Below are 22,466 nucleotides of genomic sequence, written 5' to 3'. Positions count from 1 at the left end.
TCAAGGCCGTCTCACCGGAGTGGACGTTGTTGCCGATGCTGCTTCGTCGTTGGACCCGAGGGTCTTTCGTCGTTGCGAGCCGCCTATTATGCCGGACTTTTCGAGTCCGTCAACACCTTCGTTCGATCATCTCGTTCGTCGGTGGTGGCGTTGCTGTTCGCGTGCCGTTTCCGAAGAAGCGGTGCGCTGCAGCAAGGGAGCGAATTCTAGAGATCCTGCAGATTTCGTCAAGCATTTTTTTGCAGGGTGATGACAGAACCAACGCAACATCACGCATGACGTACGCTCGAAGATCACTGTGGCGTTGACCGCGCGTTGCGCGGTCAACGCCACAAGGGCTATCAATGCACGGATGCACGGTGGAGAGACGGCAATGAACATGCAGGTGCGGCAAGCGTGGTGGCGCGACCTTTCAGTACCGGCCCTCGTTGCCGGCTTCATTACTGTGCTGGTCGGCTTCGCCAGTTCGGCCGTCATCGTGTTCCAGGCGGCACAGGCCGTCGGTGCTGACCAGGCGCAGATCGCCTCATGGATGTGGGCACTGGGACTGGGCATGGGTGTCACCTGCATCGGGCTGTCACTGCGCTATCGGGTACCGGTGGTGACCGCATGGTCGACACCGGGCGCGGCGATGCTGGTGGTCGGTGCCGGCGGCGCATCGCTTTCCGAGGCCACCGGTGCATTCCTGCTCGCCGCGGTACTGGGCATGCTGGCTGGCTTCTCCGGCATCTTCGCCCGGTTGATGCAGCGGGTGCCGATGGCGCTGGCCGCCGGCATGCTGGCCGGGGTGCTGCTGCGCTTCGGTCTGGACGTGTTCGTGGCCATGAACACCCAGCTGGTACTGGCGCTGGCCATGTTCGCCACCTGGCTGGCCGGACGCCGCCTGTTCCCGCGCTATGCGGTCATCGCCACCCTGCTGGTCGGCATCGCGGTCGCGGCCAGCCGTGGCCTGCTGCACGCACAGCAGGTGCAGCTGCAACTGGCGGTGCCGCAATGGGTGACCCCGTCCTTGTCCTGGACCGCCGTGGCCGGCATCGCCCTGCCCCTGTTCGTGGTCACCATGGCCTCGCAGAACATTCCGGGCGTGGCAGTGATGCGTGCGTCCGGTTATGACGCCCCGGTATCACCGCTGATCGGCTGGATCGGTGTGGTCAACACCCTGCTGGCGCCGTTCGGTGCGTATGCGCTGAACCTGGCGGCGATCACCGCCGCGATCTGCATGGGCCGCGATGCACATGAGGACCCGGCACGACGCTATACCGCGGCCATGGCGGCAGGCGCCTTCTACATCATCATCGGATTGTTCGGTGCCACCGTGGCGGCACTGTTCGCCGCCTTCCCGAAGGAACTGGTGGCCTGTGTGGCCGGTATCGCGCTGTTCGGCACCATCGCCAACAGTCTGGCCAGTGCGCTGGCGCTTGAGCGGGACCGCGAGGCGGCACTGGTCACCTTCCTGGTGACCGCCTCGGGCGTCTCACTGGCCGGCATCGGCTCGGCGTTCTGGGGCCTGGTGGCCGGTGCGCTGTGCCTGCTGGTGCTGCGGCCGGGTCAGGGCCGCTGACCCGGCCTACCCCGCCAATGCGGCACCCACGATGCTCAGCACCACCGCAATGACGATGGCGATCAGCGTGGCGACCACGCTGGTGCCGCCGCGTGCGCTCAGCTCGCTGCGCAGCCGTGCATCATCGCCGCCGGTCACGGTACGGGCCTGGGCGATCAGGCGCTGGCAGTGTGCCAGGTACCAGCTGTTGCCAAAGATCCCGGTGGTGATGCTGAGCGCGAAGGTGATGACCAGCGACAGGCCATCCGGCACATCCAGCAGGGTCTCGACCACGCTGACCAGCAGCAGCAGGCCAACCCACATCGCCGCCAGGCGGTACATCTTGCGATACATCATCCAGATCAGGCCGAGCAGGAATGCCGGCCAGTGCCAGGTGCCACTGCCCGTGGCGATGCCCTGATCCAGCCGCCAACGCTGGCGATAGATCGGGAAGTTGCCACCGACCACACTGGCATACAGCGCCATGTCGCCCTCCAGCCCAGCCGCCGCGGCCGTCTCCGGTGCCGCAACCGGTGCACGGTAGGGATCGGACGGATCGCCGACACTCGGCGCAATGCCCTCAGCCGCAGGCGCTGCGTCGATATCCAGGACCGGAGCCACCTCGACCTGCGTTGCGGCCTGATCCAGCTCCGCCAACGGCCGCCACGACGGCATGCCTTCGCACCAGAGCAGCGTGCGCGCCGTCACCGTCCCGTCCTGCTGCAGGCGACGCAGGCCGGCCAGGTCCACCGGTCCTTCGCTCTGCCTGCTGTTGGCATACCACCACTGTGCTTCCTGCATGTTCTCCATCCTTTCGGGTCACTTCTTCAAAACGGGACTGCCGGCCCCCCACTACAGCGGGGTACTGGCCAGGGTCTGTATCAATTGATGGCGCGCGCCCGGCGCAAGCGTGATCTGGTCGGGGCCGGCATTGGCCACCTCCAGGCAGACGTAATCGCGCCAGCCCTCGCCGACATCGGCCATTTTCGCTGCCGCCTCCGCACCGGGATTCCAGGCCACCAGCGTCTGGCTGCCTTCGCTGCGGATCTCGATCCGCCGCTGCAGGACCGGATCGCGCAGTACATAGTGCCCCTTGGCACCGGTATAGATGCGATCACTGCGGCCGGGATCACGCGGATCACGCAGTGACCACGGCCCCTGCTGCTGGCGCGACTGTGCATAGTCCTCGTACTTGTCCAGATACTGCAGGCCATCGAGACCATCGACCTCGACGCGCTCGGCATCGCCTACCCGGAAATAGCTGTGCAGGGCCTGGGTGAAGGTCACCGACGTTGTTCCAGCGTTCCCGGTGGTCAACTGCTGGTGCAGCTGGTGGCCGATGCGCAGCTGCATCTGCAGGCACAAGCCGAGATCGGCAGGCAGTGGCGGCGCCAGCTGCAGCACCAGCTCTCCCGCGTCGCCCTGCTGTACCTGCTGCAGCTCCCAGCGCGCGGTGCGCACCAGGCCATGCGCGGGCACATCATTGTTCTGGCCCTGGCGGCCAAACCACGGCCAGCACACCGGCACACCACCGCGGATCGGCGTCGGCAGTGCGGCGCGCGTGGGCGACAGCCACAGCAGGTCCGGCTGCCCCTGCGGAATGAACGACAGCAGCTGTCCGCCGAACACGCTGATGACCGCCGTCGCGCTGGGGGTGCGCACGTGCCAGGCCTCCAGCCCGTGATACAGGCCGCTGCTGATGTCCGGATTCGACTGCATGCGATGACGCTCCTTGAAGACCGCGGCGATGATGTCGCGGTCAGCGTGCCTGGGGCAAGGCCTTCTGCGCGCTGGGTGCTGCAGCAGCAGCCTCTTCCTGCAGTGCACGCAGAATGCGTTGCCCGGCACGCCCATCGGCATTGGCCCAGCCGAGGCGCTGCTGCTCGGACTGGATCGCGCGACGGGTGGCAGTACCGATCATGCCGTCGGCGCTGCCGATGTCGTAGCCACGCGCCAGCAGCAGGGCCTGCAGCTGGCGGCGCTCATCGCGGCCCAGGCCCGGGTCGTCGGTCGGCCAGGCGGTGGCCAACCCGCTGCCGCCACGCAGCTGGTCAGCCAGCGTGGCGATCGCCAGCGCATAGCTTTCAGCCGCGTTGTAGCTGTAGATCGCGTCGTAGTTGCGGAACACCAGCAACGCGGGGCCCTTGTTGCCGGCCGGCAGCAGCAGGGCGGCGCGCGCGTCGGCGGGCAGGTTGGCCGGAGCCAGCACGCTGCCGTCCAGCGCGGTCACGCCCTGCGCACGCCAGTCGGCCAGGGCACGACGCTGGGTACGTCCGGCCTGGCTGGCGTTGAAGCCAGCGGGAACGCGAACTTCCATGCCCCACGGCTCGCCACTGCGCCAGCCGGCGCGCTTGAGGTAGTTGGCAGTGGAGGCCAGTGCATCGGGAATGCTGCCGACCAGATCGCGGCGGCCATCGCCATCCCCGTCCACGGCAATGCGTGCATAGGTGCTGGGCATGAACTGGGTGTGCCCGAAGGCACCGGCCCAGGAACCGGTGAGCCCCTGTGCCTGCAGGTCTCCGCGGTCGATCAGCTTGAGCAGCGCCAGCAGTTCACCGCGGAAGAACGGCTGGCGACGGCCGGCGCAGGACAGCGTGGCCAGTGACTGCAGCAGGGGACGTTTGCCGAACACGCGGCCGTAGTCGCTCTCCACGCCCCAGACCGCGACGATGGTGGCGGCATCGACACCGTACTGCGCCGACACCCGATCGAGCAGGTCGCGATGCTGCTCCAGCATGGCGCGACCATCAGCCACGCGCTGGCGATCGACCAGCGCGGCCAGGTAGTCCCAGATCGGTGTGGTGAATTCCGGCTGCGCATCGAGCAGGCCAAGCACACTGGGGTCCGGGGTGAGCCCAGCGGTGATTTCATTGAAGCGATCGGCACTGATGCCCTGGCTGGCGGCCGTGGCCTGCAGGTCCGTCAGGCAGCGGCTGAAGGCCGGATCGACGCTGGCATCCGGTGCTGCAGGCAACGCGGGGGGCGAGGCGAGAGCGGCCGCCAGGCCGAGCGTGGTCAGAATGGGCATGGCGTCCTCCGTGTTGCCGTTGCACGGCCATCTTAGGGGCACCGGTGTCGCTCAACCTGAAGCGGCACCCGCTGGCCGTCCGCCCTAGGCGGTGCGCAGCAGGCGCAGGCCATAGGCGGGACTGTCGGCGTCCCAGCGCTGCGTGACCTGCAGGCCCGCCTGCTGCTGCAGCGCTTCGAAGCTGTGGTCGGTGTACTTGTGGCTGTACTCCACGCGGATCGGTTCGTCGGCGGCAACGTGGAAGCTGCGGCCATCCAGATGCACATCCTGCGCCCAGCGGCTGACCAGATCGGTTTCGATGCGCAGCCGCGCGATGCTGTAACGGGCACGGTGGCGGAAGCCGTCGAGGTCGAAGTCGCTGCCGATCTCGCGGTTCAGCCGGGTCAGCAGGTTGAGGGTGAATGCGGCAGTGACGCCCTGCGCATCGTTGTAGGCCGCTTCGATCAGCGCCGGGTCCTTGTGCAGGTCGATGCCGACCAGGGCCAGGCCGTCGCGGCCCATGGTCTGGCGCATCGCCCGCAGCAGTGCGACCGCGTCTTCGCCTTCAAAGTTGCCCAACGTGGAACCGGGGAAGAACAGCAGCCGTCGCGCGGGTTCGCGTTCAGGCATGGGCACGGCCACGGGGCGGGTGAAGTCGGCACAGACCGGCAGCATCTCCACCTCGGGCAGCGCCGGTGCCAGATGGTCGATGCTGGACAGCAGCGCGGCCCGCGAGATCTCGATCGGCGTGTAGGCCACAGGGTCGTGCAGTGCGGCCAGCAGCTGCGCGGTCTTGCGTCCGCTGCCGCTGCCCAGCTCCACCACATGCAGGCGTGGTCCAACGGTCCGGGCGATGTCCGGCAGCACACGCGCCAGCAGGGCCAACTCGGTCCGCGTGGGGTAGTACTCGGGAGTCTGGGTGATCTGCTCGAACAGGCGCGAGCCACGCGCATCGTAGAAGTACTTGGACGGCAGCTGCCGGGGCGTGCGCGACAACCCGGCCACCACGTCGGAGAGGATCTGCTGGCGCCCGGGGGTGAGATCGGTCAATGCCTGCAGCGCGTCATGCACGGTGCTCATGTGAGGTCCCTGGCCAGGCGCAGTCCGGAAAACTGCCAGCGCGCCGGCGGCATGAAGAAGTTGCGGTAGCTGGCGCGCACATGGCCGCGGGGCGTGGCGCAGCTGCCACCACGCAGCACCCACTGCCCGCACATGAACTTGCCGTTGTACTCACCGAGGTTGCCGGCGAAGGGGCGGAAGCCCGGGTAGGCGCCATACGCGCTGTGGGTCCATTCCCATACATCGCCGAACAGCTGCCGCATTCCACTGCCCTGCGCTGCCTGCGGGTGCAGCCGGTCGTCATCGGCGAAATGTCCCCGCAGCGGCTGCGACGCGGCAGCGGCTTCCCACTCGTACTCGCTGGGCAGGCGCGCGCCGGCCCAGCGGGCGCAGGCATCGGCCTCGTAGTAGCTGAGGTGGCAGACCGGCGCGTGCGGATCCAGTTCGCGCCAACCGCCCAGGGTGTACTCGCGCTGCAGGGCGTCATCCCAGTACAGCGGATGCCGCCAGTCCTCGGCTTCACGCAATGCCCAGCCTTCACTGAGCCACCAGCGCGGTTCACGGTAGCCGCCGGCGTCGATGAAGGCGCGGTACTCGGCATTGCTGACGGGACGCTCGGCCAATGCATGCGCGGGGAGCAGCACGCGGTGCTCTGGCGCTTCGTTGTCGTAGGCGAACGCGGTGTGCTGCGGCCAGGCTGCGGCGCCGACGGTGACGATGCGCTCGGGTGATTCGACCCAGCCCTGCGCAGTGGCGACGCCGGCGACGGGCCGCAGATCCTCGCGATACGGTGGCTGCAGCGGGTTGCACCAGAACGCATGCTTGATGTCGGTGAGCAGCAGCTCCTGGTGCTGCTGTTCGTGCTGCAGGCCCAACTGCAGGTGCTGCAGCGCCTGCTCATCGAGATCGCCCGCCGCCAACCGCGATTGCACCTGTGCATCGACCTGCTGGCGGTAGTCGCGCACCTGCTGCAGCGAGGGCCGCGACAGCAACCCGCGCTGTGGCCGCGCATGCGCCGGGCCGATGCTCTTGTAGTAGCTGTTGAACAGGTAGTCCCAGGCCGGGTCATGCGCTGGCACGGTGGCGAAACCCGCCAGCACGAAGCGTTCGAAGAACCAGGTGGTGTGGGCCAGGTGCCATTTGCTCGGGCTGGCGTCAGCCATGCTCTGCAGCATGGCGTCCTCGGCACTGAGCGGCGCGGCCAGCTGCAGGCTGCGCGTCCGTACATGGGCGAACTGGCGGGCGAGATCGTGCTGCGGGGCAGCGACGGCGGCGGGTACGCTGTCCATGTGGGCAGCATCGGCGCAGGGCGGTGAGTGCGATGTCATGGTTCGGCGTCACTTTGTTCACATGGATGGGCCCCCGCATTCAAGATGCAGGCACGCACGCCGCTAACGGCAGTGCTGCGGCCGCGTCGTCACCGCGCTGGAAATCCTGCTTGCCCCTGCATCCGCTCCGCCAGCCTGCGCATTACCTGTTCGTGCTGCCCGCCGTGCTGGTTGCCGTGGTGGTGTGGACCGCATTGGATACCGCGGACGTGGCCAGCCCGGCGCAGCGCGTCCTGCCGTGGCTGCTGGCCTGCCTCGGTGCGGGTCTGGCCCTGCTCTACCACCAGGTGCGCACGCTGTGCCTGCTGCTGGTCGTGGCGGTGATGTTCGCGCTGCTGCACCAGGACGTCGCTGGCTACCTGCGCAGTGGCCATGTCGCCGCGCTGACGCCGCTGCGCTTCCATGCCATCTCGGCCTGGTTGCCGCTGTTGTTCGCCGGGCTGGCGTTGTGGCCGGAGCGCGGGCGCCGACGCCAGGACCTGCTGCTGCGCGGCATTGCCAGCGGCACCGCGTTGATGATCTTCCTGCTGTTGGCCGCGCAGCAGCCGCGTGGCATGCACGATCTGCTGTCGAACCGCCACTGGGCGTGGATCCCGGCCGATTGGAATGCGCTCGCGCAGTTGCCGGCAGTGCTGTTGCTGCTGGCCACCGCTGCGCTGGGCTGGCAGGCGTGGCGGCACCCGCGCCCACTGCATACGGCGATGCTGCTGGCCCTGCTGTGCCTGTGGTGGATGCTGCCACGGGTGTTCCTGCACCCGGTGCTGCTGCCGGCGCTGAGCAGTGCCGCCCTGCTGCTGATGCTGGGTGCGATGCTGCAGGAGTCCTTCCACATGGCCTTCCGCGATGAGCTGACCGGCCTGCCCGGACGCCGGGCATTCAACGAGACCCTGCAGCGGGCACGCGGCACCTACAGCATCGCGATGGTGGACGTGGACCACTTCAAATCGTTCAACGATACCCACGGCCATGACACCGGCGACGATGTGCTGCGCCTGGTGGCCTCGCGCCTGGCGAAGGTTGGCGACGGTGGTCGAGCGTTCCGCTATGGCGGTGAGGAGTTCGCGGTGGTGTTCCTGGACCGCCCGGCGGCGGCCTGCATGGATACCGTGGAGGCGCTGCGGCAGAGCATCGAGGAGACCCGCATGCAGCTGCGCGACCGCAGCACCCGCAGCCGCGATGACGAAGCCGGCCGCCAGCAGCGCGGACGCGGTGGCAGCGGCCAGGTGGTACAGGTGACGGTGAGCATCGGCCTGGCCGACAGCCATGTGGATCCGCGCCCGATGGCGGTGGTCAAGGCCGCCGACCAGGCGCTGTACGTCGCCAAGGACGGGGGTCGCAACCAGGTGCACGCGCATGCCGGCCAGCGCGTGCTGGCCATGCGTGGCGGCTGAGGCTCAGACCGCGTCGAGGTAGTACCAGCGGCCGTCGATGCGCTGGAAGCGGCTGTGTTCGGTCATCTTGACCGCACTGCCGCCGCCGACGCGATAGCGCGCGGTGAAGCGGACGTCGGCGCTGTCGGTACCGGTGACGGTGTGCTCGTGTACGGTCAGGCCCAGCCAATGGGTACGCTGGCCGGGCGCATCATCCAGCGACAACTCGGCCGGACGCGTGTCCGGATGCCAGCTCTGGCGCAGGTAGTCGGCCAGACCGCGCACGTAGGCGCTGTAACGCGAACGCATCAGGCGCTCGGCATCGGGCGCGGCCTCACCGGCATGGAAACGGCCGCAGCAGGCAGCATAGTCGGCGGGCAGGCCACAGGGACAGGGATCGGCGGGTTTTCGGCTCATGCCGGCATTGTCGCCGGGTTGCGCGGATTGATCCACGCGCGGCACGGGCCAGCTGAAGCAGGACAGGCGTATGCTGTCGCGCCCCCACCTTGATTGATCGCCGTGCTGGAACTGGTTCCCCCTGAGTTGTGGTGGCTGGTGGTGATCGCCTTCATCGCCGGTCTTGTGGATGCCGCCGTGGGTGGCGGTGGCCTGGTGCAGCTGCCCGGCCTGTTCACGGTGCTGCCGCAGCAGACGCCGGCGATGCTGTTTGGTACCAACAAGTTCAGTTCGATGTTCGGCACCGGTGCGGCTGCCTGGCGCTATGCGCGCAACGTGCGCTTCCCGTGGAAGCCGGTGCTGTTCGCGGCCGGCACCGCCTTCGTCTTCTCCTTCGCCGGGGCCACTGCGGTGAGCCTGCTGCCCAAGGACGCGGTGCGCCCACTGGTGCTGGTGCTGCTGATCGCGATGCTGGCCTACACGTTGTGGAAAAAGGACTTCGGCGCGCTGCACCGGCCGCAGGAGATCGGCCGCCGCGAGCTGGTGATCGCGCTGGCGATCGGTGCAGCGATCGGCTTCTACGATGGCTTCTTCGGGCCGGGCACCGGCAGCTTCCTGATCTTCCTGTTCGTGCGCTTCTTCGGCTTGGATTTCCTGCGCGCCTCGGCGGCGTCGAAGGTGGTGAACCTGGCGACGAATGTTGCAGCGATCTCGTTCTTCGTGCCGACCGGCAACATCCTGTGGCTGTTCGCGCTGCCGATGGCGGCGGCCAACATCATCGGTTCGGTGGTGGGCACGCGGTTGGCGCTGAAGGGCGGCACGCCGTTCATCCGCAAGCTGTTCGTGGGGCTGGTGGTGGTGCTGATCGCGCGGATGGCGTGGGATACGTTCCGCGGAGCATGAACGAGCGTCATGATCCGGTAGGTGCCAACCTTGGTTGGCACACGGTTTCCGATCGCGAAGAGCAGCCGAGCATGGCTCGGCTCTACAGGTCGCTGGACCGAGGCGGTCAGGCCTCGGCTTCTTCCGGTTCGTTGGCCTGCTGGCGGCTGCGCTCGGGCAGCTTCAGGCGCTTGCCTTCTTCGTCGTACTCGATCAGCAGCACGCCGGAGTCGTGGCGGCCGCTGATTTCGACGAAGCAGGCGCCACCGATGAACGGCTCCAGCGTCATCACCGACTTCAGCGGGGTGGCGACCACCATCTGGAAGCCGAAGTTGTCGAAGATGTTCATCGCCAGTGCGGTGAACTCGTTGTCGGCCTTGTCGAAGGCTTCGTCGAGCACGACGGCGGCGTAGCTGGGCAGCTGGCTGTCGGCACCGCCGAGCTGGTAGCGCAGTGCCGCAGCCAGGCAGGTAGTGGCCAGCTTCTGGCGCTGGCCGCCGGACTTGCCGGCACCGCTGCGGTAGATCTCGACCTGCTGGCGCGTTTCCGCATCCAGCTCGACGCCGATGAACTCCACGTGCATGCGCACGTCCAGCACCAGCTCGCGCCAGCGCTTGTCCTCACCTTCCTGCGAACCGAGGCGGTTGACCAGCTGGCGCAGCACGGTGAACTGCGATTCGGCCAGCTCGCGCTGCTCGGTCTGCTGCTGCGACAGCACCTCGCGCAGCTGCAGGTGGAACTCGCCGACTTCCGGCAGGCGGCGGTCGCTCAGTTCGATGGTCAGCAGCGTGCCACGGTTGAACGGCACCTGTTCCAGGCTGGCGTTCACTTCGTCCAGGCGCTGGCCGATCGACTTGCGGGCCTCGGCGCTGTGGCGCTGCAGGGCCAGCAGGTTGTTCTTGCTCTGGTTCTGCAGCAGGTCGAAGAAGCGCTCTTCGTGCTGCGGCAGGCCATCGCGTTCCAGGCGCTCGAGGCGGGCGAGGAAGTCCTCGGCCGAGGCCACCGAAACGGTGAAGTCGCCCGATTCCTCCGGCCATTGCTGGATGAAGCGACGGAAGCAGCCGATCAGCTGGTTCTCGATGCGGTTGAGGTCCTGCTGCGAGGACGACAGCTGCTCGTTCAGCGCGTTGCTGACCTGGCGCATGTGCGCTTCCAGCGTTTCCAGGCTGAGCGGGCCCTGCTCCTGCAGGCGCTCGGCCAGCCCGGCTTCCTGCTCCTGGGCCAGGCTCGGCAGCACCAGCGCACGGCTCTGCTGGCGGGCGCGGTCGAGGCGATCACGTTCCTTGACCAGCTGGCCACGCTCGACACGGACGTCTTCATAGGTGCGGCGGGATTGTTCGATGTCGGCGCGCACGGCGTCGATCTGCTTGGCCAGCTTGGCGAGGTCGGCGTTGCCTTCACGCAGGTCGCGCAGGGTCGCTTCGATATCGCTCAGGCGCTGCTGCGGGGCAGCGATGTCGATCTCGTTCCAGCTGATGCTGACCAGCTCGTGGCAGGCCAGGCGGCGCTCATTGTCGCGGTCGCGCTGGCCGCGCAGGCGTGCGATGTCGGTCTCGCAGCTGGCGATGCGCTTGGCCAGTTCCTGTGCTTCGCGCTCGAAGGCGCCCACCTTGTCGTGGTTGTTGAAGCCCAGGATCCAGCGACGACGGTCGCCCACCGCACTGCGGTCGTCCTTCTCGAAGCGGTCGCCCGGATGCTTGACCTGGCCTTCTCGGGTGATGCCGCGGTCGACGTTGCGCAGCTGCTTGGCATCCACGCACTCGTAGTCGAAGCGCTTGCCGAGCTCGCGGCGCAACCAGCTTTCGAACACGTGCTCGCGCAGTTCCAGCTTGTGCAGCAGCGACTTCGCCGACGGCTCGCGCGCGAACGCATCATCGTTGCGGCGCACGCGGTAGTAGGTGAAGCGCATGCCCAGATGGGTACGGTTCACCCACTCGGCGACGTCATTGTAGTGCTTGTCATCGACCAGCAGCGACAGCGCGAATCCGCCCAGCACGCGCTCGATGGCGCCCTGCCAGCCCTGCTCTTCCGAGCGGACCTGGATCAGCTCGCCGACGAAGGGCAGCGCCGCTTCGGCGATGCCGGTTTCCTCGGCCAGGCGCGCACGCAGCTTCTGCATCGGCGCCGGGATGTTCGAGGGGGTGCGCTGCATCGCTTCGAGTTCGCTGCGCACTTCACCGAAGCGGCGCTCGTCGTCGCGCTTGCCGCCGAGGCGATCGCTGATCGCATCGTCCAGTGCCGCCGAGGCACGCTGGCGGTCCTGCAGTTCGTTCTGCGCGCGCTCGACCAGCTCGGCGAAGCCATGGGCATCGTCGGGCAGTTCGGCCTGCAGCTGCTGCGCCGCTTCCTGGGCCTGGTCACGCTTGGCCTTGCGGCGGTCGCGCTCGGCTTCGGCGCGGCCCTGCTCGCGTTCCAGTTCCTCGATGCGTTCGCCGCCCTGCTGGCGGCGCTGCAGTTCCAGTTCGGCCAGGCGCTCGGTGTGGTTGTCCAGCGCGGCGCGGCGCTGGGCCTCTTCGCCGAGCAGGCCACGGTCACGCACGTCCATCTCGCGCAGGCGCGCTTCGATCAGCGCCTGGCGGCGGCTTTCGCGGAAGCTGTCGACGCCGAGCTTCAGTGCTTCGTCGTCGCCACGCTGGCGGTGCATTTCCTTCAGGTCGTTGTAGTAGGCGCGTGCCGGCAGCAGGGTTTCCACCTGGCGGCGCGCGGTGACCACGGCCTGGTGCGCGCCATCGAGCTCGGCGAAGTCGCTGACCAGGCGCTCGGCGGCGTCGAAGGTCTTCGGCGTGTCGAGCATGAAGTCGCGCAGGAAGACGTTGAGGTCGCCCAGGTTCTTCGCCGACTGCGTCTTGTGCAGCAGGCGCAGCGCCATTTCGTTGTCGATGCCGAGCAGGTCGCGGAAGCGCTCGGCATAGCCGGAGAAGGTGTCGAAGTGGTGCAGGTCGGACAGCTTCTGCTTGAGCTTGCGCAGGTCCAGGTCGAAGCCGCCGAGATCCTTGGCGATGTCGAACGGGCGCTCGGCAATCATGTAGTGCTTGCGCACGTCGCCGGCCGAGGTGCCATTGCCGGAGATCCACAGCAGGCGCACCAGGCTGACCACGCGGCCATCGCCGGCGCGGTATTCCAGCACCAGTGCGGTCCAGGTCGCGCCCTTGCGCAGGTACTGGGTGGCGATTTCGCCGGTGCCGCTGTCCTGCTGGTCGGCCCAGGCGCCACGCACGTAGGACACCAGGTTGCGGTCGCGGCCACTGCGCTCGGCTTCACGCGCGGCCGCATTGAAGTCGACGATGGCCGGCGGCGTCAGCAGCGCGGACATGGCATCGAGCAGGGTCGACTTGCCCGAGCCGGAACGGCCGACGAACAGGAAGCCGCGCTCGGCGATCGGTACTTCGGTCAGGCCGTTGAAGGTGCCCCAGTTGTGCACCTGCAGGCGGCGCATGCGGAACTGCTGCAGGCGCGGGTCCGGCAGGCCTTCGTTGAACAGGGCGGGAGTGTGCTTGGAGATAGCCATGCGATGGTCGGGTCTCTCAGGCCTCGGCGGCCGGGGTTTCGCGCAGCTGGCGGTACACCGCCGAAAGCTGGGACACGTCTTCGGCGGAGAACAGCAGCTTCAGCGCCGGCGAGACTTCGTGGCGGTCTTCCTGGCCGCTGAGGCGGGTCAGGATGTGGTTGTCCTTCATCTTCTGCACCGCCGAAGCGACGCGGCGGTTGAAGCCGGCGCGGTCGGTGGACAGGTTCTTTTCGTAGATGGCCAGCGCTTCGGCCATCTCGGCGTCGGCGACCACCGCGCGGTTGCCGCGCGCATCGGCCTCGGCCAGCTGCTGGCGCAGATATAGCAGCAGCACCGAATCGATGAAGGTCAGCGGCGAGGTGCGCAGCAGTACCGGCGCATCAACGTCTTCGGTATCGGCCTGGCGGGTGAACGCCACGCCGCTGTCGCGGTCGAGCACCAGTTCCAGGAACAGGTCCGCCAGCGACGAGCGGATGGCCGCCTCGCTGCGGATAAGTGCCGGCCACAGCTTGGCGTGGCGCAGCTGGTCGATGCTGGGGCCGATCAGCAGCTGGCACAGCGCGCGGCGCGCATCCAGCGGCAGGCGCCCGGTATCGCCGAGGTAGTACACGTCGTTGCCACGGCGGGGCTGCGCCACGGCCGCCACCGGTTCGGCTTCGTAGGCGTCTTCCGCCACGTCGGCCTGCGGTGCGTCGATGGGATCTTCATGCCAGCTCATGGCGTCTCTCCTGGGTGAACCAAACCAGCGGGATGCGGGCGCGACGGATCTGGCCGTCGCCACCACGCCATTCGGCAAGCTCCTGCTCGCCGGCGACCACGTTGCCGAAGCGCGTGCCCAGCGACAGATAGCCGATGACGCTGCCAAGACCCTGCGGCGCCTCGCGCTGCGACAGGGCCTGGGCGATGCTGAGCCGCGGCTGTGCATCGAGCAGGTCGTGCAGGTCGCGGCGCAGGGTGCGGAAGTCGATTTCGGACGAAGCGACCAGATCGCCGACACTCTCCAGGCTGATCGCGGCCGCGTCGTTGTACTCGACGTTGCCATCGACCTGGGCACTGCGTGGATCATGCAGCTTCCACTGCGACCACGAACGCAGGCGGCTGGTGGTCAGCTGCAGGTCACGGCCGATGCCGCGCTGTGCGGGGAACTCGTCGCGCAGCGCCAGCGCTTCGGACTGCGCCTGCTTCAGCAGCTGGTTGAGGCGGCGCTGTTCCAGGTAGCCACGGCTCTGCACGAAGCCGCGCAGGCTGCGCGCGAAGTTCTGCAGCACATCGTGTACCTGGCCACCGCGCTCGAGCATGGTGCTGGTGAAGCCACGCAGGAAGTTGCGTTCGTTGCGGTCCAGGCGGCGCGCAAAGCCACGCGCCAGCACCGCTTCCAGCGCAGCATCGAGCTGGGCGCTCTGTTCGGCGTCGTTGAGCAGGCGCCAGAACGCCTGGAAGCTGCGGCCGGCATCGCTCTCGCCGATCACGTCCACGCCTTCGAACAACTGCGACAGCACGTCGCCACGCTCGCCCTCGTCGTCGATGATGCGCTCGCGGAAATCGCGGTTGAGCTGCTCGAAGTCGTCGCGCACGCGGCGGAAGTCCTCGGTCAGCTCGTCGGCCAGGCCGATGATCTGGCGCGCACGTTCCAGCGCGCGCTTGCCATCCAGCGCGATCACGCGGCCAGCGCCGACGCGGGCGATCTCGGCGTCGATGCGGTCGCGCTCGTCGCGCAACGCCGACAGGCGCGCGTCCGGATCGGATTCGGTCTGCGCGGCCAGCTGCGAGAGCTGTTCGATGACCAGCGCCAGGCGGCTTTCGGTGGCAGCCACGCGGGCCTGCTCCAGGCCATCGGCGAAGCGGATCGCCTGCAGCGCTGCGGTCGACAGCTCGTACTGCTCCTGATCGGCACCTTCGGGCAGGCGGCGTTCCAGCCAGCCCTGGGCCAGCCAGTGCGCGATGTAGGCCTGCGCGGTACGCGGCAGGTCGCGCGACAGTTCGTCGCCGTTGAGCTGGTCCAGCGCACGTTGCAGGCGCTCGTTGAGCACCGACGACGACAGCGTGCGCTCGCCGTCCATCAGCAGCCCCTGCAGCAGGCCGATGATTTCCGGAGCGTGGTCGGCGGCGAGCAGCTTCCACTGGGGCTGTTCGCGCAGATGGCGGTAACGGGAGATGCGTTCGCGATGCTTCATGCAGCGAAAGGAGTCATGAGGGCTGGCGGGGACGAGCAGCCGCGCACGGCGGCCGTGCGGGCAGCCGTGGGCATGCCGGCCACCAGGGGCCGGCGGGGTGCGGGCAAGCGGCTCAGCGCTTGCCGCCCACTTCGATGAAGCGCAGGAACTCGGCGCGGGTCCGCGCGTCGTCGCGGAAGCTGCCCAGCATCTTCGAGGTGACCATGCTGACGCCGCGCTTGTGGATGCCGCGGGTGGTCATGCACTCGTGGGCGCCTTCGACGACCACGCCGACACCGATCGGCTGCAGCACATCCTGGATGCACTGGGCGATCTGCGCGGTCATCTTCTCCTGCACCTGGAAACGGCGGGCGTAGGCTTCGACGACACGGGCCAGCTTGCTGATGCCCACCACCTTGCCGGCCGGCAGGTAGCCGACGTGCACGCGGCCGATGATCGGCGCCATGTGGTGCTCGCAGTGGCTTTCGTATTCGATGTCGCGCAGGACGATCAGTTCGTCATAGCCGGCCACTTCCTCGAAGGTCCGCTCCATGTAGGCGCGCGGGTCGTCGCGGTAACCGCTGAACCAGTCGCCATAGGCTTCGGCGACACGGCGGGGGGTATCCAGCAGGCCTTCACGGGACGGGTCCTCACCGGCCCAGCGCAGCAGGGTGCGCACGGCATCCTCGGCCTGGTCCTGGGTCACGTCGCCCTGCGGGGCGGCCTTTTCGTTGTTCTTGCTCATTGCGTACAGCGTCCCGAACGGGGGGCGAGCATCGTACCCGACCGGGGGGTGGGTCGTCCTGTTGGGACGGTTCATCGGGGGGTCGTTGTTGGCACGTCGTTGCTATCGCTTTGGAGGGGGACAGGGGACTGCGCAGGACACGCCGTGAACCCATCCCTGGGGGCTCGATGGCGCCATCCATGGCGCCAACGGTCCTGCGCAGTCCCCTGTCCCCCTCCTTGACGGTTTCCTGCGGGCGCGGCCGGACCACCCGAAAGCGGGGTCAAAAGCAGGGGTTCATGGCTTCGGAAGCAGCGCGCCGCTGCTGTGGTGTCTTCTGCTTTGGTGGGTGCGGACCGTTGGTCCGCACTGCTTCTGCTTCTGCCTTTAAAGAGCCAGCCCACCGCGCCCGCGGGGTTATGGGCGGGCAGCGGGGGCCGGGCGGGGCAGGACCGTCCGCGGCATGGGCCCGAGGCATGCCTCGGGCGGGTTGGGCAGGACGCCCAACGCCGGTCTTGCCGTGTGCGCAGGACGCGCACACGAGCAAGCCGCGGCCGAGCCCCCAAGGGTGAGGGCGCTTGCTTGCGAGGCATGCCTCGCAAGCGCCCGAACGCACAGCCGCCAGCGGCTGAGCCGGACCCCGGAGGGGGGTTCACGGCGTGTCCTGCACCGTCCGGCCCCCGCTGCCCCACCCGACACCAGGCAGGCGCAACGCTTTCCTCACTACACCCGCCCATTCATAAAAACCCATTGATAGGAATGAAATTAGTAGTATCCTATCTATATCTTATGGACCGACCCCTCGACGAGCGCACCGTGCTGCAGATGCAGCTCAGCTCCGGCCTGCTGTACGCAGGGCGGCAGTGGCAGCGCCTGGCCGACAGCCGGCTCGGCAGCTACGGCATCTCCACCGCCTGCACCATGCCCCTGCTGATGATCGGCCGCTCCGGCGGTGGCATCCGCCAGGTGGCGCTGGCCCAGCAGCTGGGCATGGAAGGGCCTTCCCTGGTCCGCCTGCTGGACAAGCTGTGCGCCAGCGACCTGGTCCGCCGCGAGAGCGACGCCAGCGACCGCCGCGCCAACCTGCTGTGGCTGACCGACGCGGGACACGCGCTGGTCAGCGAGCTGGAAGACCAGTTGATCGGCCTGCGCCAGGACGTGTTCGGCGAGCTTTCCATGGATGAACTGCACGCCGTGCTGAAGGCATGGCGCCTGCTGGCCGAGGCCGCCGACCGCATCACGTAAGACCGCTGCCCCCGAATACCGCCGCTGCCGTGCACACGCCAGCGGCTTTTGCCCGTTGCTGTTGTTTCGTTGTTCCTCCCCTCCCCCACCTCGCCCCCGCCCCTACCGATGCCCGGTGAATTCAGTCTCCACGGAGTGTTCGTCCCGACCCTGCTCGGGTTGATGTTGTTGGCCTATCTGGTCAACAGCGGCCTGCACGCGCTGCTGCAGCGTGCCGGCGCCTATCGCCATGTATGGCACCCGGCGCTGTTCAACCTGGCCCTGTACGGGATCGTGCTTGGCCTGCTGTTCCACCTCCTGCGTTGGATGCAATCGTGAACAAGATCGTGAAGAAGACCCTGCCGGTGCTGCTCACCAGCGCAGCCGTGATCGTCGCCCTGCTGGTGCTGCGCCAGCTGTGGGTCTATTACATGGATGAGCCGTGGACCCGCGATGCCCATGTCGGCGCCGACGTGGTGCAGGTGGCGCCGGACGTATCCGGGCTTGTGGAAACGGTGCAGGTGGCCGACAACCAGGCGGTGAAGAAGGGTGACCTGCTGTTCGTGGTCGACCGTGCCCGTTACCGCATCGCGCTGGAGCAGGCCAAGGCCAGCCTGGGCGAGCGCCAGGCCTCGGTGGCACAGCTGCGCCGCGAGATCGGCCGTGACCGCAGCCTGCAGGACCTGGTCGCCGCCGAGGACGCCGAAGTGCGCCGCGCCAAGCTGCAGGCCGCACAGGCCGCGCTGGCCACCGCGCAGGCCGCGGTCGACCTGGCCGAGCTCAACCTGGGCCGCACCGAGGTGCGCGCACCGGCCGATGGCCGCGTCAACGACCGCACCATGCGCGTGGGCGACTACGTGGTGGCCGGCAAGCCGGTGCTGGCGCTGCTGGATACCGGCTCGTTCCGCATCGATGGCTACTTCGAGGAAACCCGACTGCGTGGCGTGGCGCCGGGGCAGCGTGTGGACATCCGCCTGATGGGTGAATCGACCCCGCTGCGCGGCCATGTCGAGAGCATCGCCGCCGGCATCGAGGACCGCTACCGCAGCAATGGCAGCACCCTGCTGCCGAACGTGACTCCGGCCTTCGACTGGGTGCGGCTGGCGCAGCGCATCCCGGTGCGCATCGCCATCGACGAGGTGCCCAAGGGTGTGGAACTGATCGCCGGCCGCACCGCCACGGTGACCGTGGACACCGGCCGCCATCCGCACAACGACAAGGCCGGCACCGCGCCGACACAGGCGGGCCTGTGAACGCCGCCCTGCCCCGTCTCGGCCTGATCGTCGCGCTGGCCAGCCTGGCCGCGTGCAGGACCGTCGGCCCGGACTATGCATTGCCGGAAGGCTCGGCGTTCAAGCGCCCGCAGGCCAATGCGGCCTTCATCGATACGCAGAACCCGCAGATCGCCGCCAACCAGGCGCTGCCCGACCGCTGGTGGTCGCTGTACAACGACCCGGTGCTGGATGGGCTGATCACCCAGGCGCTGCGGGACAACGTGGAACTGAAGGCCGCCGATGCGCACCTGCGTCGTGCGGCGGCGGTGTACGAGCAGGCACTGGACGCTGGCGGCTTCGAGTATGAGGCCGAGGCCGGGGTCAGCCGCGCGCAGCTGTCGGCCGAATCGTTCCTGCAGGAACACGAGCTGCCGGTGATCAACCTGGCCGATGGCAAGTTCGCGGTCAGCTACCAGTTCGACCTGTTCGGCAAGCTCAAGCGCGGCGCCGAAGCGGCGCGTGCCGACGAGCAGTCGGTCGCCGCAGCGCGCGATCTGGCCCAGGTCAGCGTGGTCGCCCAGGTGGCCGACAGCTACCTGGAAATCTGCCATGCCAACCACGAACTGCACGTGGCCGAGCATTCGCTGCAGCTGCAGCAGCGCAGCCGCACGGTCACCGAGCGCCTGATCGCGGCCGGCCGCGGCACACCACCGGAGCTGGCCCGCGCCAATGCCCAGGTGGCGCTGCTGGAAGCTGCATTGCCGCCGCTGCAGGCGCAGCGTTCGGCGGCCGCCTATTCGCTGGCCGCCCTGCTCGGGCAGACCCCGGGCCAGCTGCCGGCCGGTGTGATCGACTGCGCGCACGCCCCCGCCCTGGCGCAGCCGCTGCCGGTCGGTGATGGCCGTGCGCTGCTGCAGCGTCGCCCGGACGTGCGCCAGGCCGAACGCAAGCTGGCCTCGGCCACGGCACGGATTGGTGTCGCCACCGCCGAGCTGTACCCCGACATCCGCCTGGGTGCCTCGCTCGGTGCCGCCGGCCTGCTGGAGGACTTCGGCACGCCGATGACCCAGCAGTGGTCGATCGGCCCGCTGATCTCGTGGACGTTGCCGTCGTCCGGCACCCACGCACGCATCCACGCCGCCGAAGCCGGTGCCGATGCGGCCCTGGCCGAGTTCGACCACACCGTGCTGCAGGCGCTGCGCGAGACCCAGACCGCGTTGGACCGCTATGCGCAGGACCTGCGCCGGCTACAGTCGCTGCGCATCGCGCAGGAGCAGGCCGCACTGGCCGCCGAGCAGAACCGCCGGCTGTACCAGGGCGGCCGCACGCCGTACCTGTCCAGCCTGGATGCCGACCGCAGCCTGGCGACCAGCGACGCCACCCTGGCGGCCGCCGAGGCGCAGGTCTCGCGCGACCAGATCCACCTGTTCCTGGTGCTGGGCGGCGGCTGGCAGGCCAGCGCCGCCGCGCCCAACGCCTCGACCGCAGCGAAGTAAGCCATGAACGCGCTGACCGACCGCCAGGCCTGGCTGTTCTCGATCAAGACCTACCTGGCCGCGGTGGCCGCGCTGTACATCGCCATGGCCGGCAACCTGTCGCGCCCGTACTGGGCGATGGGCACGGTGTACATCGTCAGCCAGCCGCTGCTGGGCCCAACCCGGGCCAAGGGCGTGTACCGCATCGTCGGCACCCTGGTGGCCGGCCTGGCCACCCTGCTGGTGCTGCCGGCGCTGGTGGAAACGCCGCTGGTGCTGAGCGCGGCGATGTCGATCTGGCTGGCCGGCTGCCTGTTCATGGCCCTGCTCAACCGCGGGCCGCGTGGCTATGCATTCCTGCTGGCCGGCTACACCACGGCCTTCATCGGCTTCCCGGCCGTGACCTCGCCGGAAACCATCTTCGACACGGTGGTGGCACGCAGCGAGGAGATCATCCTCGGCACGGTGGTGGCGGTGCTGTTCGCCTCGCTGCTGTTCCCGGCCTCGGTACGCCCGATGCTGCGCGCGCGCATCGGCAACTGGATGGAGGACGCCGCGCAGTGGTGCCGGCAGATCCTTGAACGTGGCCGCGCGCATGCGCCGCGCAACCGGCTGGCCGCCGACCTGGTGCAGTTCGAGGCGCTGATCGAGTTCCTGCGCCGCGATGATCCACGCCATGCCGGTTCGGCGGTGTCGATGGAGCGCCTGCGCGAGCGCATGCTGCTGCTGTTGCCGGTGCTGTCGTCGATTGCCGACCGCCTGAGCGCGTTGCGCAGCGATGGCCAGGCCCTGCCGGAAGGGCTGCCGGCACTGGTCGATGACATCCACGACTGGCTGGACGGGCCGACCAACGCCAGCGAGTACGCCCGCCTGCGCGCGCGCATCAGCGCACTGAAGCCGCAGGTGGACCGCGACCTGCAGCACCTGCAGCTGGCCAGCCTGCTGCTGCGCCTGGAGGAACTGGTGGACCTGTGGCAGGACTGCCGCACGCTGCAGCACGCGATCGACCACGGCACCGCGCCGCTGGACCGCGCGCACTACCGCATCCGCACCGAACGCGTGGCCGCCGACAAGCACGTCGACTACGGCATGGCGCTGTTCTCCGCGCTCAGTGCCGGCGTGGCGCTGATGAGCTACTGCGTGCTGTGGATCGCGCTGGGTTGGGAAGGTGGTGGCAACGGCGCGATGATGGCCGCGGTGACCGCCGCGTTCTTCGCCGCGCAGGACGACCCGGCACCGAGCATGGTGTCGTTCCTGGTGTGGGCGATGGTCGCCTCGGTGGTGGCCGGTGTGTATCTGTTCGGTGTGTTCCCGGCGGTGCACGACTTCGGCCTGCTGGGGCTGGTGCTGGCAGTGGTGTTCCTGCCGCTGGGCTTGATGCTGCACCATCCGAAGAGCGCGCTGTTCGCGCTGCCGCTGACGGTGAACCTGGCCGCGCTGCTGAGCTTGCAGAACACCTACAGCGCCAACATCCAGACCTTCCTCAACTCGTCGATCGCGATGTTCATCGGCATTGGCTTTGCGGTGGTGATGACCCGCCTGTTCCGTTCGGTGGGTGCCGAGTGGACCGCACGCCGCCTGGTGCGGCAGGGCTGGACCACGCTGGCCGAAGCCGCCGAAGGCCGTGGCCAACAGGACCGGCAGCGCTTCGCCGCACGCATGCTCGACCTGCTGGGCCTGCTCGCACCGCGCCTGGCAGCGACGCCCGAGGGCAGCGACATCGCCTCGGTGGACATGCTCAACGAGGCGCGCATCGGCCTGAACATCCTGCAGCTGCGTCGCGCACGGCTGGAACTGCCCGAACGCAGCCGCGAAGCAGTCGAGCACATCCTGGAAGAGATCGCCGTGCACTACCGTCGGCAGATCGCTGCGCGCAAACCGATTGTGGCGGCCGAAGCGCTGCGCGAGCGGCTGGATACCTCGCTGGGCCGGGTCGGCAGCGTGGCCGCCTGCAAGGCCCGCGATGAAGCCCTGATGGGCCTGATCGGCCTGCGCTTCGCGCTGTTCCCGGAGGCGAAGGCATTGGCGCCGGGGCTGGCGATGCGCACAGCGACGCAGCCGTAGCGCGCTACCCTGTGCGTCCACAGACTCCGCGCAGGGGTCGGATCCTTCGCCCCCGGCGAAGGCTCTGACCCCCGCTCAGCACAGGAAGCTCCAATGAGTTACGACATGATGGTGTTCGAGGCCAGCGCCGCCCCGCGCGAGGCGGCGGCCTTCATCGCCTGGTTCGAGAAGCAGACACAGTGGAACGAGCGCCACGAGTACGACGACCCGGCAGTCAGCAGCCCGGCGCTGCAGGCGTGGTTCGCGGAGATGGCGCAGGAGTTCCCGCCGATGAACGGGCCGTTGAGCAATGACGACGATGATCGTGCCGAGGTGACCGAGTACAGCATCGGTAGTCAGGTGATCTACGGTGCATTCGCCTATTCGGTGGCCGAGCGCGCGCACGGGCGGGTGCAGGACCTGGCCGAGAAGCACGGCGTGGGCTTCTTCGATGTGAGTGCTGATGAAGCGGCCATCGTGTTCCCCGATGGGCTGGTACTGATCGCGTAATGACGTAGGGTCGTATCCCTCCCGGAGGGAGGG

20 protein-coding genes are annotated in these 22,466 nt (G+C 68.3%); 10 read left to right on the top strand and 10 right to left on the bottom strand.

The window, feature by feature from the left end:
* Both N5D91_RS12790 and N5D91_RS12785 read left to right on the top strand, forming a co-directional pair.
* A partial coding sequence (locus N5D91_RS12790; RefSeq protein ID WP_279907694.1) for a hypothetical protein occupies nucleotides 1–250 on the top strand: 250 nt, incomplete at its 5' end.
* 123 nt (nucleotides 251–373) lie between these two features.
* Entirely contained in the window at nucleotides 374–1,561 is a 1,188-nt protein-coding gene (locus N5D91_RS12785) for a benzoate/H(+) symporter BenE family transporter (RefSeq protein ID WP_110714198.1), read from the top strand.
* A 6-nt stretch (nucleotides 1,562–1,567) separates the two neighbouring features.
* Here N5D91_RS12785 and N5D91_RS12780 read toward each other — a convergent pair whose 3' ends face one another.
* The 5 genes from N5D91_RS12780 to egtB all read right to left on the bottom strand — a co-directional run bounded on the left by N5D91_RS12780 (nucleotide 1,568) and on the right by egtB (nucleotide 6,895).
* Nucleotides 1,568–2,341, bottom strand: a complete 774-nt coding sequence (locus tag N5D91_RS12780) for a DUF2628 domain-containing protein (protein ID WP_110714199.1) — start codon at nucleotides 2,339–2,341, stop codon at nucleotides 1,568–1,570.
* 51 nt (nucleotides 2,342–2,392) lie between these two features.
* A complete protein-coding gene (locus N5D91_RS12775; RefSeq protein WP_153856612.1) occupies nucleotides 2,393–3,259 on the bottom strand; it encodes a D-hexose-6-phosphate mutarotase in 867 nt (288 codons plus the stop codon).
* Between the two features lie 40 nt (nucleotides 3,260–3,299).
* Nucleotides 3,300–4,568, bottom strand: coding sequence for a lytic murein transglycosylase (locus tag N5D91_RS12770; protein WP_153856613.1), 1,269 nt, complete (start codon nucleotides 4,566–4,568; stop codon nucleotides 3,300–3,302).
* Between the two features lie 84 nt (nucleotides 4,569–4,652).
* The gene (gene egtD / locus N5D91_RS12765; RefSeq protein WP_180854319.1) at nucleotides 4,653–5,627 is read right to left on the bottom strand and encodes an L-histidine N(alpha)-methyltransferase; all 975 of its coding nucleotides are present in this window, start codon (nucleotides 5,625–5,627) and stop codon (nucleotides 4,653–4,655) included.
* On the bottom strand, nucleotides 5,624–6,895 hold the full coding sequence (egtB, locus tag N5D91_RS12760) for an ergothioneine biosynthesis protein EgtB (RefSeq protein ID WP_180854318.1): 1,272 nt from the start codon (nucleotides 6,893–6,895) through the stop codon (nucleotides 5,624–5,626). Before egtB ends, egtD begins: the two co-directional genes overlap by 4 nt.
* 149 nt (nucleotides 6,896–7,044) lie before the next feature.
* Between egtB and N5D91_RS12755 the strand changes: the two genes are divergently transcribed.
* Nucleotides 7,045–8,325 carry a GGDEF domain-containing protein gene (locus N5D91_RS12755; protein ID WP_180854317.1) on the top strand — a complete coding sequence of 427 codons (1,281 nt, stop codon included), beginning with the start codon at nucleotides 7,045–7,047 and terminating at the stop codon, nucleotides 8,323–8,325.
* Between the two features lie 3 nt (nucleotides 8,326–8,328).
* Here the strand turns inward: N5D91_RS12755 and N5D91_RS12750 are convergent, their stop codons facing one another.
* Nucleotides 8,329–8,721, bottom strand: coding sequence for a YchJ family protein (locus N5D91_RS12750; protein WP_180854316.1), 393 nt, complete (start codon nucleotides 8,719–8,721; stop codon nucleotides 8,329–8,331).
* A gap of 102 nt (nucleotides 8,722–8,823) precedes the next feature.
* On the opposite strand from N5D91_RS12750, the gene N5D91_RS12745 reads away from it, so the two are divergent.
* Entirely contained in the window at nucleotides 8,824–9,603 is a 780-nt protein-coding gene (locus N5D91_RS12745; RefSeq protein WP_164162829.1) for a TSUP family transporter, read from the top strand.
* Between the two features lie 106 nt (nucleotides 9,604–9,709).
* On the opposite strand, the gene N5D91_RS12740 is transcribed toward N5D91_RS12745, so the two are convergent.
* From N5D91_RS12740 to folE, 4 genes are all read right to left on the bottom strand, one after another.
* Nucleotides 9,710–13,090 (bottom strand): SbcC/MukB-like Walker B domain-containing protein, encoded by a 3,381-nt coding sequence (locus tag N5D91_RS12740; protein WP_049446864.1) that lies wholly within the window; start codon nucleotides 13,088–13,090, stop codon nucleotides 9,710–9,712.
* 16 nt (nucleotides 13,091–13,106) lie between these two features.
* On the bottom strand, nucleotides 13,107–13,808 hold the full coding sequence (locus tag N5D91_RS12735; protein ID WP_005421303.1) for a DUF4194 domain-containing protein: 702 nt from the start codon (nucleotides 13,806–13,808) through the stop codon (nucleotides 13,107–13,109).
* Nucleotides 13,795–15,264, bottom strand: a complete 1,470-nt coding sequence (locus tag N5D91_RS12730; RefSeq protein ID WP_180854315.1) for a DUF3375 domain-containing protein — start codon at nucleotides 15,262–15,264, stop codon at nucleotides 13,795–13,797. The genes N5D91_RS12735 and N5D91_RS12730 overlap by 14 nt, the downstream gene beginning before the upstream one ends.
* 112 nt (nucleotides 15,265–15,376) lie before the next feature.
* Nucleotides 15,377–15,988 (bottom strand): GTP cyclohydrolase I FolE, encoded by a 612-nt coding sequence (gene folE, locus N5D91_RS12725; protein WP_004141296.1) that lies wholly within the window; start codon nucleotides 15,986–15,988, stop codon nucleotides 15,377–15,379.
* A gap of 768 nt (nucleotides 15,989–16,756) precedes the next feature.
* On the opposite strand from folE, the gene N5D91_RS12720 reads away from it, so the two are divergent.
* The 6 genes from N5D91_RS12720 (at nucleotide 16,757) to N5D91_RS12695 (ending at nucleotide 22,433) form a co-directional block, all read left to right on the top strand.
* Nucleotides 16,757–17,212: a MarR family transcriptional regulator gene (locus tag N5D91_RS12720; protein WP_012481667.1), complete on the top strand. Its 456-nt coding sequence runs from the start codon at nucleotides 16,757–16,759 to the stop codon at nucleotides 17,210–17,212.
* Between the two features lie 108 nt (nucleotides 17,213–17,320).
* Nucleotides 17,321–17,530 carry a DUF1656 domain-containing protein gene (locus N5D91_RS12715; RefSeq protein ID WP_010487502.1) on the top strand — a complete coding sequence of 70 codons (210 nt, stop codon included), beginning with the start codon at nucleotides 17,321–17,323 and terminating at the stop codon, nucleotides 17,528–17,530.
* Nucleotides 17,527–18,444: an HlyD family secretion protein gene (locus N5D91_RS12710; protein WP_049400358.1), complete on the top strand. Its 918-nt coding sequence runs from the start codon at nucleotides 17,527–17,529 to the stop codon at nucleotides 18,442–18,444. Before N5D91_RS12715 ends, N5D91_RS12710 begins: the two co-directional genes overlap by 4 nt.
* Nucleotides 18,441–19,901 (top strand): efflux transporter outer membrane subunit, encoded by a 1,461-nt coding sequence (locus N5D91_RS12705; RefSeq protein ID WP_049400357.1) that lies wholly within the window; start codon nucleotides 18,441–18,443, stop codon nucleotides 19,899–19,901. Before N5D91_RS12710 ends, N5D91_RS12705 begins: the two co-directional genes overlap by 4 nt.
* Nucleotides 19,902–19,904: 3 nt before the next feature.
* Nucleotides 19,905–21,944 (top strand): FUSC family protein, encoded by a 2,040-nt coding sequence (locus tag N5D91_RS12700; RefSeq protein WP_164161481.1) that lies wholly within the window; start codon nucleotides 19,905–19,907, stop codon nucleotides 21,942–21,944.
* A gap of 93 nt (nucleotides 21,945–22,037) precedes the next feature.
* Complete coding sequence (locus tag N5D91_RS12695; protein WP_049446855.1) at nucleotides 22,038–22,433, top strand: hypothetical protein; 396 nt, start codon at nucleotides 22,038–22,040, stop codon at nucleotides 22,431–22,433.
* Nucleotides 22,434–22,466 lie beyond the last annotated feature (33 nt).

Source organism: Stenotrophomonas sp. GD03794 (assembly GCF_029842145.1).
In the GTDB taxonomy this organism is placed as follows: Bacteria; Pseudomonadota; Gammaproteobacteria; order Xanthomonadales; family Xanthomonadaceae; genus Stenotrophomonas; species Stenotrophomonas riyadhensis.
Note: the sequence above shows the minus strand (reverse complement) of the source record. Positions and strands in the feature narration are given on the sequence as shown.

Excerpts from the sequence above, each read along its gene's own strand:
- N5D91_RS12785 (WP_110714198.1), top strand. The coding sequence starts at position 374 with ATGAACATGCAGGTGCGGCAAGCGTGGTGGCGCGACCTTTCAGTACCG.
- N5D91_RS12780 (WP_110714199.1), bottom strand. The coding sequence starts at position 2,341 with ATGCAGGAAGCACAGTGGTGGTATGCCAACAGCAGGCAGAGCGAAGGA.
- N5D91_RS12775 (WP_153856612.1), bottom strand. The coding sequence starts at position 3,259 with ATGCAGTCGAATCCGGACATCAGCAGCGGCCTGTATCACGGGCTGGAG.
- N5D91_RS12770 (WP_153856613.1), bottom strand. The coding sequence starts at position 4,568 with ATGCCCATTCTGACCACGCTCGGCCTGGCGGCCGCTCTCGCCTCGCCC.
- egtD (WP_180854319.1), bottom strand. The coding sequence starts at position 5,627 with ATGAGCACCGTGCATGACGCGCTGCAGGCATTGACCGATCTCACCCCC.
- egtB (WP_180854318.1), bottom strand. The coding sequence starts at position 6,895 with ATGGACAGCGTACCCGCCGCCGTCGCTGCCCCGCAGCACGATCTCGCC.
- N5D91_RS12750 (WP_180854316.1), bottom strand. The coding sequence starts at position 8,721 with ATGAGCCGAAAACCCGCCGATCCCTGTCCCTGTGGCCTGCCCGCCGAC.
- N5D91_RS12740 (WP_049446864.1), bottom strand. The coding sequence starts at position 13,090 with ATGGCTATCTCCAAGCACACTCCCGCCCTGTTCAACGAAGGCCTGCCG.
- N5D91_RS12735 (WP_005421303.1), bottom strand. The coding sequence starts at position 13,808 with ATGAGCTGGCATGAAGATCCCATCGACGCACCGCAGGCCGACGTGGCG.
- N5D91_RS12730 (WP_180854315.1), bottom strand. The coding sequence starts at position 15,264 with ATGAAGCATCGCGAACGCATCTCCCGTTACCGCCATCTGCGCGAACAG.
- folE (WP_004141296.1), bottom strand. The coding sequence starts at position 15,988 with ATGAGCAAGAACAACGAAAAGGCCGCCCCGCAGGGCGACGTGACCCAG.
- N5D91_RS12720 (WP_012481667.1), top strand. The coding sequence starts at position 16,757 with ATGGACCGACCCCTCGACGAGCGCACCGTGCTGCAGATGCAGCTCAGC.
- N5D91_RS12715 (WP_010487502.1), top strand. The coding sequence starts at position 17,321 with ATGCCCGGTGAATTCAGTCTCCACGGAGTGTTCGTCCCGACCCTGCTC.
- N5D91_RS12700 (WP_164161481.1), top strand. The coding sequence starts at position 19,905 with ATGAACGCGCTGACCGACCGCCAGGCCTGGCTGTTCTCGATCAAGACC.
- N5D91_RS12695 (WP_049446855.1), top strand. The coding sequence starts at position 22,038 with ATGAGTTACGACATGATGGTGTTCGAGGCCAGCGCCGCCCCGCGCGAG.